This is a genomic window from Fictibacillus sp. 23RED33 (genome assembly GCF_015903925.1).
Taxonomy (GTDB): Bacteria; Bacillota; Bacilli; order Bacillales; family Fictibacillaceae; genus Fictibacillus; species Fictibacillus phosphorivorans.
Map to the genome: position 1 here is coordinate 204,973 of NZ_JACZDX010000006.1, position 14,080 is coordinate 219,052.

Sequence of the window (14,080 nt, forward strand, 5' to 3'; positions counted from 1 at the left end):
ACGAGTTTAAATGTGCTCGTGCCATTAACTTAAGATTAGTAGCTATTAGATGACGCAAACAAAAAGCTCCAGAGGATAAACCTCTGAAGCTTTTTTATCTTTTGCTTGAGGATGTTGGACGGATAACGACTTTACGAAAAGGTTCTACCCCTTCAGACGTAGTCTCAACATCTCTGTTTTCTTTGAGTGCTAAATGAATCACTTTTCGTTCATTAGCAGGCATCGGCTCAAAAGCAAAGCTTTTCTTCGTAAAAAATACCTTTTGTGCAGAATGCTCAGCTAATCGCTCGAGTGATTCCTGTCTTCTGGTACGATAGTTTTCAGCATCAAGCACAATTTTCACATGCTTGCTTGCAGGATCAGAATTTGCAACCATATTCGTTAAAAGCTGAAGCGCATTAAGCGTTTGTCCACGTTTTCCAATTAAAATCGCAATTTTGTCACCGGATAAATCCAGCACAAGATGATCATTTTCCTGTCGCTGTGTGATGGTAACGGGCACTCCCATTTTGGATGTAACATCCTTAAGGTAGTCGATCGCGGATTTAACAGGATCAGCTTTCACTGTTACTTCAACAACTGCTGGCTTCCCGCCAAGTCCAAAGAAACCTTTTTTGGAATCTTCAAGAACGGATATCTCTACTTGATCTTTTGAAGTCTGAAGTTGTTCTAGTGCTGCTGCTACTGCTTCTTCAACCGTTTTCCCTGTTACCTGTACCTTTTTCACTTTTTAGCTCCCCCATCAACTTGGTTTTCTTTCTTTTTCATTGGGGTCGTAATGAAATATGTCTGTCCGATCATGAATATGTTACCGATCACCCAATATAGAGATAGTGCAGCTGGGAAATTAATCGCAAATACAACGATCATAACTGGCATGATGTATAAAAGCATCTTCATCTGCGGATTTGGGTTGTCCATGCCGCCCATCATGATCTTCTGTTGTAAGAATGTCGTTATACCGGCTACTAACGGTAAGATATAAAATGGATCCGGATCTCCTAAGTCAAACCAAAGGAAATTATGGTTTGCGATTTCACCCGTACGCATAATCGCATGGTAAAAACCTAAAAGAATCGGCATTTGAATCAATAAAGGTAAACATCCAGCAAGCGGGTTAACTCCGTTCTTCTGGAATAACGCCATTGTTTCTTGCTGTAACTTCTGTTGAGTGTTCGCATCTTTCGACTTGTACTTTTCACGAAGCTTTTGAATTTCAGGTTGGATCTCTTGCATCGCTTTAGAACTGCGTGTTTGCTTAATCATTAATGGAAGAAGCGCTGTACGGATGATCAATGTTACGATAATGATCGCTAATCCGTAGTTGTCACCAGTTAAGGTCGCAAAGTATGTGATCAACCATGATAACGGATATACAAAATATGTGTCCCAAATTCCAGTGCTGTCACTAGTAATGGGATCATTCATCGATCCACATCCAGATAGGACAGCCATGAGTGCGAAAAGGGCAATCAGTAAACCTATTTTCTTACGCACACTCTTATCCTCCTTAAAATCATAAATCTTATCTCAATTATTTATTGTCCCTTTTTTCAGGCACGAGGTCAACGCCTCCGGGATGAAAAGGATGGCACTTTGAAATTCTGACAAAAGTTAGCCACATTCCTTTAAATACACCGTGACGCCTGAAAGCTTCTATACCGTAATGCGAGCAGGTCGGATAAAAGCGGCATGAAGGCGGTGTTAGCGGGGAAATCCATAGCTGGTAAAAACGAATAATCCCTATAAATAAGGATCTCATTTTTTTACACCCTCTTTTTTAAAACGTTCGCTCTGTTCAAAACATGAAGCAGACTTTTTTCCATCTCGTGAAAGTCCATATTAGCAGTAGGTATTCTCGCGATAACCACGTAATCCCTGCCTGAAAGTAGCTGTTCACTATATTTATGGAAGATTTCTTTAACCGATCGTTTAATTCTGTTTCTCGTAACAGCTTTTCCAACTTTCTTGCTGACAGAAAGACCGATGCGAAAAACAGGCTGATCTTCTTTTCTTAAACTGTATATTACAAATTGGCGATTAGCCGTTGATTTTCCTTTTTTGAAGACTTCTTGAAATTCCTCATTTTTTTTGATGCGTTGTTCTTTCTTCATTCATTTAACACTCCATCAATTATGCAATCTCATTCCAAAGTCTTTTTGTTTCGATCATCACCCAGTATCGGCCTGTTTCGTTCATATAAAACCTTTTACTTCGAAAAAACGACATCGTACAGAAAATACGGACTCGGAGTGAGCAAAATTCTCTCTATAAAAGTAAAAAAAGACCACTGATGTCAGTGGCCTATGCGGATAACACTTTTCTTCCCTTTTGACGACGGCGAGCTAGAACTTTACGACCGTTCTTAGTAGCCATACGTGCACGGAAACCATGTACCTTCTTACGCTTACGGTTGTTTGGTTGAAATGTAGGTTTCATGTATATTACACCTCCCTGAGGATATCTCTTATAAAAGACAGTCTAATAAAGTATAATGACTGACCCATAAATTTGTCAAGCTGGATTTTAAGTTTGTGTTTTTTTGCAAGTTTTTTGCCCTTGAAAGTGATGATCTCTGTTTCGAAATGCTAGTGAAGTTCTTGAAAGTAGTTGATTTCCATTCCAGGCTGCTCGCTTTCCGCGGGGCAGGCGGTGAGCCACTTGCCGCTTTGCGCCCTTAAGTGTCTCACCTGACCGCTTGTCCCGCAGGAGTCTCGCACCTTCCATTCCAATCAACAAACCAACGAAGTAAATAGAAACAAAACACTCTTTTAGAATCAAACCAAAGTTTGCAGAGCTAACGATTCACCGCAGCTTCCCAATTATCACAGGACAACTATATCTCCATATGATCCTTCTACAAGCTTCACCAAAATCTTCATGACCTAACCTGTGGACATTTTTTCGACATACTTTTCATTATCCACACCAATTATCGACACGTTTTACACAAAATCTAGTGTTGTGGACAACTTTTCTACACAAGGTATGGGCGTTGTGGATAAGTAACAATAACTCGTTGCCAAGCCTGATTATTTTTGATATGCTTGTTGTGTTTTAACTCGTTAACAACCTGCACTGCTAATAAAGTTATTCACAACCTGTGGATAAACTTGTGGACAGTTATCAAAAGCTGTTATAAAGGTTGTCCACAGACATGGTTTTACTGTTCATAATCCTATTATCTACTATATTAATTATCATTCACATAAGGTGTGGACTTTTTATTTTTATTCATAGGTATTCACTGGGTGTACAATTCTTATACAACAGGGAAATGACTGCTGAAATAGGATGATTCGAAAGAGATAAGGGGGGTAAATTGGTTGGAAAACATAAACGACCTATGGTCCAAAGCACTTGCTGCGATCGAAACAAAAGTCAGTAAGCCTAGCTTTGAGACTTGGTTAAAATCAACAACGGCACATGCTTTACAAAATGATACGCTCGTCATTACTGCGCCAAATGAGTTTGCCCGTGACTGGCTGGAATCCAGATATGCAGGTATCATTTCTGAAACGCTGCTGGACGTAACAGGAGCAGCACTTGACGTAAAGTTCATCATTCCACAAAATCAGACAGAACTAGACTTAGATCTGGAACTTTCCATGAAAAAAGCCCCAAAAGCAGCAAACGAGCCTCACGAAGAAGTTTCTCAAAGTATGTTGAATCCAAAATATACATTTGACCGATTCGTTATCGGTTCAGGAAACCGTTTTGCTCATGCCGCATCATTAGCTGTTGCTGAAGCACCAGCAAAAGCTTATAACCCGCTATTTATTTATGGGGGCGTTGGATTAGGAAAAACGCATTTAATGCATGCGATCGGCCATTATGTATTGGAACATAATCCTGGGGCGAAGGTCGTATACCTATCCTCCGAAAAATTTACGAACGAGTTCATCAACTCGATTCGTGACAATAAAACGGTTGAGTTCCGCAACAAATTTCGCAGTGTGGACGTGCTTTTAATAGATGATATTCAGTTCCTTGCAGGAAAAGAACAAACGCAAGAGGAATTTTTCCATACGTTTAATGCACTTCATGAAGAAAGTAAGCAGATTGTCATCTCTAGTGATCGACCTCCAAAAGAGATTCCGACATTAGAAGACAGACTTCGTTCCCGCTTTGAATGGGGACTTATTACGGATATCACACCTCCTGACTTAGAAACGCGTATCGCAATCTTGCGGAAAAAAGCAAAAGCAGAAGGCCTTGATATTCCAAACGAAGTGATGCTTTATATAGCGAATCAGATCGATACGAACATTAGAGAGTTAGAAGGAGCACTCATTCGCGTTGTCGCTTATTCATCTCTCATTAACCAAGATATGAATGCAGATCTTGCAGCAGAAGCACTTCGCGATATTATTCCTTCTGCAAAGCCAAGAACATTGACCATTCATCATATACAAGAAGTAGTTGGCAAGCATTACAATGTGAAGTTAGAAGATTTCACAGCGAAGAAACGAACAAAGTCTGTAGCTTTTCCTAGACAGATCGCGATGTATCTTTCACGTGAACTAACAGATAATTCTTTACCTAAGATTGGTGAAGAATTTGGTGGTCGAGACCATACAACGGTTCTTCATGCTCATGAAAAGATCTCTACTATGCTGATTACAGATCATGTTTTGCAAAGAAAAGTGCAAGAAATTCACGATCAGCTTAAATCGAATTAAATAAGCGCACTGAATACTGTGAATAACTGCAGTTACTTTATACACAGTCTGTCCACATGTGGATAGGCTGTTCTATCTTTGTTTTCTAGGGTTATCCACACATTCACAGCGCCTAGTACTATTACTACTATTTTTTTAAAAGATTTTAATAAATATCAGGGGGGCAAAATAATGAAAGTTAAGATTCAATTAAACCAGTTGATCGAAGCTGTTCAAGATGTAATGAAAGCTGTATCTTCAAGAACAACAATTCCGATTCTTACGGGAATCAAGATGGAAGTAACATATGACGGTGTTCATCTGACTGGTAGTGATTCTGATATTTCAATTGAACGACTGATACCGGTTGAAGAAGGAGATCTTGTACATATCGAAGTGAAGCAAGAAGGAAGTGTTGTACTTCCAGCTCGTTATTTTTCAGAGATCGTTAAAAAACTTCCGAACGATTCTGTTGAGATTGAAGTAGGTGAGCGATTTGAAACGACTCTTCGTTCAGGCGCTTCTGAATTCAGCCTTTTAGGATTAGATCCTGAAGAATACCCTAGATTACCGCAGATCGAAGAGAACTTAGTCTTTGAGATCCAAAGTGATCTGTTGAGAGCAATGATTCGCCAAACTGTCTTCGCGGTGTCCACCTCAGAAACACGCCCTATCCTAACAGGTGTTAACTGGACGTTAACTGACGGTGTTCTAAACTGTATTGCAACAGATAGTCATCGCTTGGCTGAACGAAAAATGCCGATCGATTCTCAAAGTGAAGAGCTTTCCTTCCAGAACGTCGTGATTCCTGGAAAGAGCTTGAACGAACTTTCAAAGATTCTTGATGAGAATGCTGAAAAGGTTCAAATCGTTGTAACGAACAATCAGATCTTGTTCAAAGCTAAAAACATCTTATTGTTCTCAAGATTATTAGACGGTAACTATCCGGATACTTCAAAACTGATTCCTTCAGAGAGCAAGACTACATTCGTGTTGAAGACGAAGGAATTCTTACAAGCGATCGACCGTGCTTCTTTATTAGCTAGAGAAGGAAGAAACAACGTCGTGAAACTAGCAACACTCGATAACCAAACAATCGAACTTTCTTCAAATTCTCCAGAAATCGGTAAAGTATTTGAACACATGATCGCAGAGGAGATTGAGGGAGAAGAGCTGAAAATCTCATTCAACGCAAAATATGTGATGGAAGCTCTAAAAGTGATGGATTGCACGGAGATCAGCATCCTGTTTACAGGTGCGATGAGACCGTTTCTTATCCAACCCGTATCAGACGATTCGATCCGCCAATTAATCTTGCCTGTAAGAACTTACTAAAATATAAAGCTGCCGGAATCACCGGTGGCTTTCTTTTCTTTCTAAGTCCAACGTTTTTTGGAGAAACTAGTAAGAGTGAGATGTTTTTACTAATATTTTCACAACAGATTTTATGAATTTTATTTTTGAATTTTGTTTATTTCACATCATCGAGTATTGATCGTAGTGGAAGGTGCGAGACTCCTGCGGGACAAGCGGTCAGGTGAGACACTTAATGTCGCATAGCGGCAAGTGGCTCACCGCCTGCCCCGCGGAAAGCGAGCAACCTGGAACGCAGATCAACTTTTCATATACAACCAGGAGGTTTTTTTAAAATGGAAAACGTAAAGATCAACACTGAATTCATCACCCTTCAACAACTGTTGAAAACTACCGATGTCATCCAATCGGGAGGAATGGTAAAATGGTATTTAGCAGAACATGAAGTTCTTGTGAACGGAGAACATGAAACACGCCGAGGTAAGAAACTATATGCGGGTGATGTCGTGTCCATTCCAGAAGTAGGAGAGTTCAAGGTAACAACGGAATAGGGGGTATCCCTTTGCATATTGAAAAGCTTCAGCTTAGGAATTACAGAAACTATAAAGAACAATCTCTGGAATTCGAGAATAAGGTCAATGTTTTTCTAGGTGAGAATGCACAAGGAAAAACAAATGTCATGGAATCCATCTATGTTTTGGCCATGGCAAGATCATATCGAACAGCAAAAGATAAAGAGTTGATATCTTGGGACGAAGAATATGCTAAAATAGAGGGTAGCATCAAAAAGAGAAACAGTTCTTTTGATTTAAGTCTCGTCATCTCACAAAAAGGAAAAAAAGCGAAAATCAGCCGCATTGAACAACGACGGTTAACCGATTACGTTGGACATCTAAATGTGGTTATGTTTGCACCTGAGGATCTTAATCTTGTAAAAGGCAGTCCACAGGTGCGTCGTCGTTTTATTGACATGGAAATCGGACAGGTTAACGCGGTTTATTTAAATGACCTTTCTGTGTACCAAAAGATTTTATCTCAGCGAAACTCTTTATTAAGAGAGATGTATCGCAACAAAAGTCAGCAAAACATGACGATGCTCGAGATCTTAACAGAACAGCTTATTGATAAAGCAGCCAGAGTGACGTTGAAACGTATGAAATACATGGAAAAGCTTCAAAGTTGGGCAGAACCGATCCACCACGGGATATCGAGAGGATTGGAAACTCTAAAAATTCATTACAAACCAACTATAGAGGTATGCGATGAGCTCGACTTGTCGAAAATGATAGAAGCGTTTCATCTAAAGTTTGGTAAAATAAAAGAAAAAGAGATTGACCGAGGAACTTCTTTATTTGGTCCTCATCGGGACGATCTGCTTTTTTCAGTGAACGGAAAAGACGTGCAGACATTCGGATCTCAAGGACAACAAAGAACGACTGCTCTTTCTTTAAAGCTCGCTGAAATTGATCTGATTCATTCAGAAGTCGGAGAATACCCGATACTATTGTTGGACGATGTGTTATCTGAACTAGACGATTTCAGACAATCGCATCTTTTAAATACGATTCAAGGTAAAGTACAAACCTTTGTTACAACGACTAGTGTGGAAGGGATACACCACGAAACACTTGAGAAAGCCGCAACATACAAAGTTCACGCAGGCTCTATAGAACGTTTGAAATGAGGTGAGGACATTGCTTCTGCATTTAGGTGATGAAGAAGTTATTCATTCAAAAGATGTGCTGGCGATATTGGATATCAATGCGTTAAAGGCTTCTGAGTTAGCTTTAGAGTTTCTTAAAAAGCATGAGAACAATCAGACACTGACCGATTTAAGCGGAAATGCTGCAAAATCTGTAATCATTACAGATAAAACGATCTATCTATCTCCTCTTTCTGCCTCTACGTTAAAAAAGAGAGCCTCTGATCGCCTCGAACTTGAAAATGGCTGGAATATAAAATAAAGGTTTTATAAATAAAGCGTTTTTAAACCGGAATGAAGGTGAACGAATTGACGACTGAACAACAGTTAGAACAACAGCAAAATTATGATGAAAGTAATATCCAGGTACTTGAAGGTCTTGAAGCCGTCCGTAAACGTCCAGGGATGTATATCGGTGCTACGAACGTACGCGGTCTTCACCATCTTGTATGGGAAATCGTCGATAACTCGATCGATGAAGCCTTAGCGGGTCATTGTGACACGATTCGAATTACGATTGAAGAAGACAACAGCATCACGGTAGTAGATAACGGACGTGGTATCCCAGTAGGTATGCATGAAAAAATGGGAAGACCTGCTCTAGAAGTTATCATGACGGTTCTCCATGCCGGAGGAAAGTTTGGCGGTGGAGGTTATAAAGTATCAGGCGGACTGCATGGTGTTGGTGCCTCAGTTGTTAATGCCTTGTCTACGATGCTTGAAGTTACCGTATCTCGTGACGGGAAACTGCATTATCAGTCTTATGAGCGCGGCGTGCCGACTGCAGATCTCAAAGTTATCGGCGAAACTGACAAAACAGGTACTCGTACTCACTTCAAACCAGATCCTGAAATTTTTACTGAATCATTAGAATATGATTTCCCTACTCTTTCAAACCGTATTCGTGAACTGGCATACTTAAACCGTGGTCTTCGTATCATTGCTGAAGACAAACGTGGTGAAGAGCCAGTTGTAAAGGAATACCACTATGAAGGCGGGATTAAATCTTATGTAGAGCACATCAACCGTACACGTGAAGTGCTGCATGAAGAACCGATCTTCGTTGAAGGGGAAAAGGACGGCATCTCGGTTGAGATCGCATTCCAATACAACGACAGCTACGCAAGCAACATCTATTCGTTCGCGAACAACATCAATACACATGAAGGCGGTACGCACGAGTCAGGGTTTAAGACAGCACTAACACGTGTGATTAATGATTATGGACGCAAGAACAATCTGTTCAAAGACAATGATACGAACTTAACAGGTGAAGACGTTCGTGAAGGACTAACAGCGATCATCTCGATCAAACACCCTGATCCTCAGTTCGAAGGGCAAACGAAAACGAAGCTCGGAAACTCTGAAGCAAGACAGATTACAGAATCTATCTTCTCAGAGACGTTTTCATCCTTCATGCTCGAGAATCCGGTCGTTGCGAAATCAATCGTTGAAAAAGGGATGATGGCACTACGTGCCCGTGTTGCTGCTAAAAAAGCACGTGAACTAACACGACGTAAGAGTGCGTTAGAAGTATCGTCACTGCCTGGTAAACTGGCAGACTGTTCTTCTAAAGATGCAAGCATCTCTGAGATCTATGTGGTTGAGGGTGACTCTGCCGGTGGATCGGCAAAGCAAGGACGTGACCGTCATTTCCAAGCGATCTTGCCACTTCGCGGTAAGATTATCAACGTTGAAAAAGCACGACTAGATAAGATCCTTTCCAATAACGAGGTACGTGCAATCATCACGGCTTTAGGAACAGGAATCGGTGATGAGTTTGATATAACAAAAGCACGTTATCACAAGATCATCATCATGACAGATGCCGATGTCGATGGTGCACATATCCGTACGTTGCTTCTAACGTTCTTTTTCAGATATATGCGTCCGATTATTGAACACGGCTATATCTATATCGCACAGCCTCCGCTTTATAAGATACAGCAAGGTAAACGTATAGAGTATGCCTACAACGATAAAGAACTTGAAAAGTTGCTAGCTGAACTTCCGCAAGTGCCTAAGCCTCAGCTTCAGCGTTATAAAGGTCTAGGTGAGATGAATCCATCTCAGTTATGGGAAACGACAATGGACCCAGAGACACGTACATTGCTGCAAGTGGAAATGAAAGATGCGATGGCAGCTGATGAAACGTTCGATATCTTAATGGGTGACAAAGTTGAACCGCGCCGTGACTTTATCCAAGAAAACGCACAATATGTGACGAACTTAGATATATAAGTGAGGCACGCTTGCGGTAAGCAGTTACTTTAAAGTAAATAATCATATAAAATGCTTAGCGGTAAACATTGCAAAAGCTGAACATAAGAGATACTGAAGCTGGACAAGGTCCAGTTTCGGTGCGTTTAAGAGCCGAATTAGGGGGCTTTAAAAACCTGTTCTAAAGAGGTTATGGAGGTAAAATGAATGTCTGAAATGGAACGTTCCCGGATTAAAGAAATTAATATTAGTACGGAAATGAAAGCATCGTTCATGGATTATGCCATGAGTGTTATTGTCAGCCGAGCTTTGCCAGATGTGCGTGACGGATTAAAGCCTGTTCACAGACGTATCCTTTATGCGATGAACGATCTTGGCATGACGGCTGATAAAGCGTACAAAAAGTCTGCTCGTATCGTTGGTGAAGTAATCGGTAAGTACCACCCTCACGGTGACTCTGCTGTATACGATACGATGGTACGTATGGCACAGGATTTCAACTTCCGCCACATGCTGATCGATGGTCACGGTAACTTTGGTTCAGTCGACGGCGATGCAGCGGCAGCGATGCGTTATACAGAAGCACGTATGTCTAAGATCGCCATGGAAATGGTACGAGACATCAACAAAGATACGATCGGCTACAAAGATAACTATGATGGATCTGAACAAGAACCGGTTGTATTACCTGCTCGTTTTCCGAACTTGCTCGTTAACGGTGCTGCAGGGATCGCGGTTGGTATGGCAACGAACATTCCGCCGCATCAATTAGGTGAAGTCATCGATGGAATTTTAGCAGTAAGTGAAAATCCGGATATCACGATTCCTGAACTGATGGAAATTATTCCAGGCCCAGACTTTCCAACGGCAGGTGAAATCCTAGGACGTGAAGGAATTCGCAAAGCTTACACAACTGGAAGAGGTTCTATCATTATCCGCGCAAAAGCTGAAATCGAAGAGATGCCTAGCGGAAAACAAGCGATTATCGTAACGGAACTTCCTTATCAAGTAAACAAAGCTCGTTTGATCGAAAAGATCGCTGAGCTCGTTCGTGATAAAAAGATTGAAGGAATCACGGATCTTCGTGATGAGTCTGACCGTAACGGTATGCGCATCGTGATGGAGATACGCCGTGATGCGAATGCAAATGTTATTTTAAATAATTTATATAAACAGACAGCACTACAGACAAGCTTTGGTATCAATATGCTTGCACTTGTTGATGGACATCCAAAAGTTCTTAACATCAAAGAATGTTTGTACCATTATCTGAAGCATCAGCAAGTCATCATCCGTCGCCGTACGGAATTTGATCTTAAAAAAGCAGAAGCAAGAGCTCATATCCTAGAAGGTCTTCGTATCGCACTGGATCATCTAGATGAAGTAATTGCACTTATCCGTGCTTCAAGAACAACGGACCTTGCACGTGAAGGCTTAATGGAGAAGTTTGAATTAAGCTACGAGCAGTCTCAAGCTATCTTAGATATGCGATTGCAGCGTTTGACAGGTTTAGAGCGAGACAAGATCGAGAACGAATACAATGATCTTGTTGCTTTAATCACGGAATTGAGAGCGATTCTTGCAGATGAACAAAGAATTCTTGAGATCATTCGTACAGAGCTTATCGAGATCAAAGAGAAGTACGACAACCCTAGACGCACGATCATCTCTGTAGGATTTAATAGTATTGAAGACGAAGATCTGATTCCTCGTTCAAATATCGTAATTACATTAACGAACAAAGGCTACATCAAGCGCCTTCCTATCTCTACTTACCGCTCACAGCGTCGTGGTGGTAAAGGGATCCAAGGAATGGGCACGAGTGAGGATGACTTTGTTGAACAGTTGTTTACGACAAATACGCACAACTACATCCTGTTCTTCACGAATAAAGGGAAGGCTTATAGGCTAAAAGGCTACGAGATTCCTGAATACGGCAGAACAGCAAAAGGAATTCCGATCATCAACTTGCTGCAGATCGAGCAAGGTGAAACGATCTCTGCTGTAATACCTGTAGAAGACATGGAAAGTGATGAGATCTACCTTAACTTCATGACGAAGCAAGGAATCACGAAACGATCTCCGTTATCAGCTTATAGCAACATCCGTAAAGGTGGTCTTTTTGCGATAAACCTTCGTGAAGAAGATGAGCTGATGGGCGTTCGTTTAACAGATGGAACAAAAGATATCATCGTCGGAACGAAACAAGGAATGTCGATCCGTTATCAAGAGACAGATGTTCGATCAATGGGTAGAACAGCAACGGGTGTTAAAGCGATCACTCTTGGTGATGACGATGCGGTTGTAGGTATGGAAGTCTTAGATGAGACGCAAGATATCTTGATCGTTACAGATAGAGGTTATGGAAAACGTACACCTATGAGTGAATACCGTCTTCAGTCACGTGGTGGTAAAGGGATCAAAACGGTAAACATCACTGAAAAGAACGGTCCGGTTGTTACGCTTAAAACTGTAACGGACGAAGAAGACCTTATGATCATTACAGCAAAAGGAATCATCATTCGAATGAACATCTCAGGCATCTCCCAAATGGGACGAAACACTCAAGGTGTTAGATTGATGACTATGAATGATACGAATCACGTAGCAACAGTAGCTGTTGTAGAACGTGAAGAAGAAACCGATGAGTTGCTGGATGAAGAAGGTAACCCAATCATTACAGAAGGTGAAGAAGGAATAGCACCTGCTGAAGAAACAACAGCTCCAGAAACAGATACAAACGAAGAGAATAACGAATAATTTCTAAAAAGAGGAAAATGTATCTACATTTTCCTCTTTTTTATATGTAAAATAAAATTATGACCTTCCAAATAAAAGGAGCTTTTTTGTATGAAGATAAAAACGAGTCAAGCTAAGGCCGGGCAGATGCTGGTTCAGGATGTCTTCTCGATGACTAATCAGCCGATCGTCAATAAAAACACGAGATTGAATGTTGAGCATCTGCGCGTACTTACTCGTTTTCAGATCGAAGAGATAGATGTGTTGAATGAGTCAACTTTCGGTGTGAACACAACACGTGGAGTAAAAGATTCACTGAATCATAGAAGTGATGCGACGATATCTGAAGAACAAATACATACCCAAGTGGCTCAAAAAGAAGAGCTTTCTTTTCCAGCGCTATACATGCAAACGGTAAAACGTTATAAGCAATTGTTTACAAACTGGCAATCTGGCAGTGGGGTCGATATGCTCGAAGTACGTCAAAGTGTTCTTCCTGTATTAGAGAAAGGATCGAGTGTACCGAAAGAGATCCTCTTGCTACACCACTACGCTACGAGTGCTGATTATATGTACCACCATTCAATAGCAGTAGGCATCCTTAGCACGTTCCTGGCTAAAAAGTTAAACTTCTCTAGCGGAGATTGCATACAGATCGGCCTAGCAGGCGTGTTGTCCGATTGCGGCATGGCAAAAGTCCAGCCTACGTTATTAAAAAAGAGCGGGTCATTAACGACAGCTGAATTTGATGAAGTGAAGAAACACACGATTCAAGGCTACAACATGTTGAAAAAGATTCCCTCTATTAAAGAAGGTGTTCTTCTCGGTGTCCTTCAACATCACGAACGAACAGATGGGTCAGGCTATCCTTTAAAAGTACAAGGAAACAAGCTTCATCCATTTAGTAAAGTTCTAGCAGTTGCTGATGTTTACTTAGCCATGACTGCCGAACGACCATATCGAAGCAAGCAGTCTCCTTTTAAAGTGCTTGAGATGATGATGAAAGATCAGTTTGGGAAATTTGATCATCAAGTTATGCAAGCTATGATAGCGGGTCTTTCCACCTTATCAGTGGGCAGCCGTGTTAGACTTACAAACTATGATATCGGTGAGATCGTCTTTATAGAAGAAAGCCAACCGACACGACCAATGATCAAGTTAGAAACAAACGGTGATATCATCGCACTAAAAAACCGCAACGATCTCTTTATAGAAGAGCTTTTATCTTAGGATAGAAGCTTTTTAAATTTAGGTATTGCCATGGGTTGGTAACCGTGGTAAACTAATCAAGCTGTCTCAGAAACAGCACAATATAAACTGTTAGCACGATGAAATGTTTCACAATGAAATGTTTTTAAAAAAAGTTAAAGAAAGCTATTGACTCTAGTGCTTCAGCGTGATATATTATTAAAGTCGCCAAAACAAAACGGCGCACGAAACACAC

The 14,080-nt window shown here is 40.9% G+C and carries 13 protein-coding genes; 8 read left to right on the forward strand and 5 right to left on the reverse strand.

What is annotated here, in order from left to right; all coding sequences use genetic code 11:
- Positions 1–94: 94 nt before the first annotated feature.
- From jag to rpmH, 5 genes are all read right to left on the reverse strand, one after another.
- The gene (jag, locus tag IHV09_RS18085) at positions 95–727 is read right to left on the reverse strand and encodes an RNA-binding cell elongation regulator Jag/EloR (protein ID WP_197132735.1); all 633 of its coding nucleotides are present in this window, start codon (positions 725–727) and stop codon (positions 95–97) included.
- Positions 724–1,497, reverse strand: a complete 774-nt coding sequence (gene spoIIIJ, locus IHV09_RS18090) for a YidC family membrane integrase SpoIIIJ (RefSeq protein ID WP_197190316.1) — start codon at positions 1,495–1,497, stop codon at positions 724–726. Before spoIIIJ ends, jag begins: the two co-directional genes overlap by 4 nt.
- A gap of 37 nt (positions 1,498–1,534) precedes the next feature.
- A complete protein-coding gene (yidD, locus tag IHV09_RS18095; RefSeq protein WP_082861542.1) occupies positions 1,535–1,762 on the reverse strand; it encodes a membrane protein insertion efficiency factor YidD in 228 nt (75 codons plus the stop codon).
- Positions 1,763–1,766: 4 nt separating this feature from the next.
- On the reverse strand, positions 1,767–2,114 hold the full coding sequence (rnpA, locus tag IHV09_RS18100; RefSeq protein ID WP_066399560.1) for a ribonuclease P protein component: 348 nt from the start codon (positions 2,112–2,114) through the stop codon (positions 1,767–1,769).
- Positions 2,115–2,304: 190 nt separating this feature from the next.
- Positions 2,305–2,439, reverse strand: a complete 135-nt coding sequence (gene rpmH, locus IHV09_RS18105) for a 50S ribosomal protein L34 (RefSeq protein ID WP_007201576.1) — start codon at positions 2,437–2,439, stop codon at positions 2,305–2,307.
- 887 nt (positions 2,440–3,326) lie between these two features.
- Here rpmH and dnaA point away from each other — a divergent pair.
- The 8 genes from dnaA (at position 3,327) to IHV09_RS18145 (ending at position 13,866) form a co-directional block, all read left to right on the forward strand.
- Complete coding sequence (gene dnaA, locus IHV09_RS18110) at positions 3,327–4,682, forward strand: chromosomal replication initiator protein DnaA (protein WP_066399562.1); 1,356 nt, start codon at positions 3,327–3,329, stop codon at positions 4,680–4,682.
- A 171-nt stretch (positions 4,683–4,853) separates the two neighbouring features.
- Complete coding sequence (dnaN, locus tag IHV09_RS18115; RefSeq protein ID WP_197190318.1) at positions 4,854–5,996, forward strand: DNA polymerase III subunit beta; 1,143 nt, start codon at positions 4,854–4,856, stop codon at positions 5,994–5,996.
- A gap of 314 nt (positions 5,997–6,310) precedes the next feature.
- Positions 6,311–6,526, forward strand: a complete 216-nt coding sequence (gene yaaA, locus IHV09_RS18120) for a S4 domain-containing protein YaaA (RefSeq protein ID WP_066399568.1) — start codon at positions 6,311–6,313, stop codon at positions 6,524–6,526.
- Between the two features lie 11 nt (positions 6,527–6,537).
- Positions 6,538–7,659, forward strand: a complete 1,122-nt coding sequence (gene recF, locus IHV09_RS18125) for a DNA replication/repair protein RecF (protein ID WP_191755494.1) — start codon at positions 6,538–6,540, stop codon at positions 7,657–7,659.
- 10 nt (positions 7,660–7,669) lie between these two features.
- The gene (remB, locus tag IHV09_RS18130; RefSeq protein WP_066399572.1) at positions 7,670–7,939 is read left to right on the forward strand and encodes an extracellular matrix regulator RemB; all 270 of its coding nucleotides are present in this window, start codon (positions 7,670–7,672) and stop codon (positions 7,937–7,939) included.
- 32 nt (positions 7,940–7,971) lie between these two features.
- Complete coding sequence (gyrB, locus tag IHV09_RS18135) at positions 7,972–9,918, forward strand: DNA topoisomerase (ATP-hydrolyzing) subunit B (protein WP_197132725.1); 1,947 nt, start codon at positions 7,972–7,974, stop codon at positions 9,916–9,918.
- A gap of 186 nt (positions 9,919–10,104) precedes the next feature.
- Entirely contained in the window at positions 10,105–12,657 is a 2,553-nt protein-coding gene (gene gyrA / locus IHV09_RS18140; RefSeq protein ID WP_197132722.1) for a DNA gyrase subunit A, read from the forward strand.
- Positions 12,658–12,747: 90 nt separating this feature from the next.
- A complete protein-coding gene (locus IHV09_RS18145) occupies positions 12,748–13,866 on the forward strand; it encodes an HD-GYP domain-containing protein (RefSeq protein WP_197265131.1) in 1,119 nt (372 codons plus the stop codon).
- Positions 13,867–14,080: the final 214 nt, after the last annotated feature.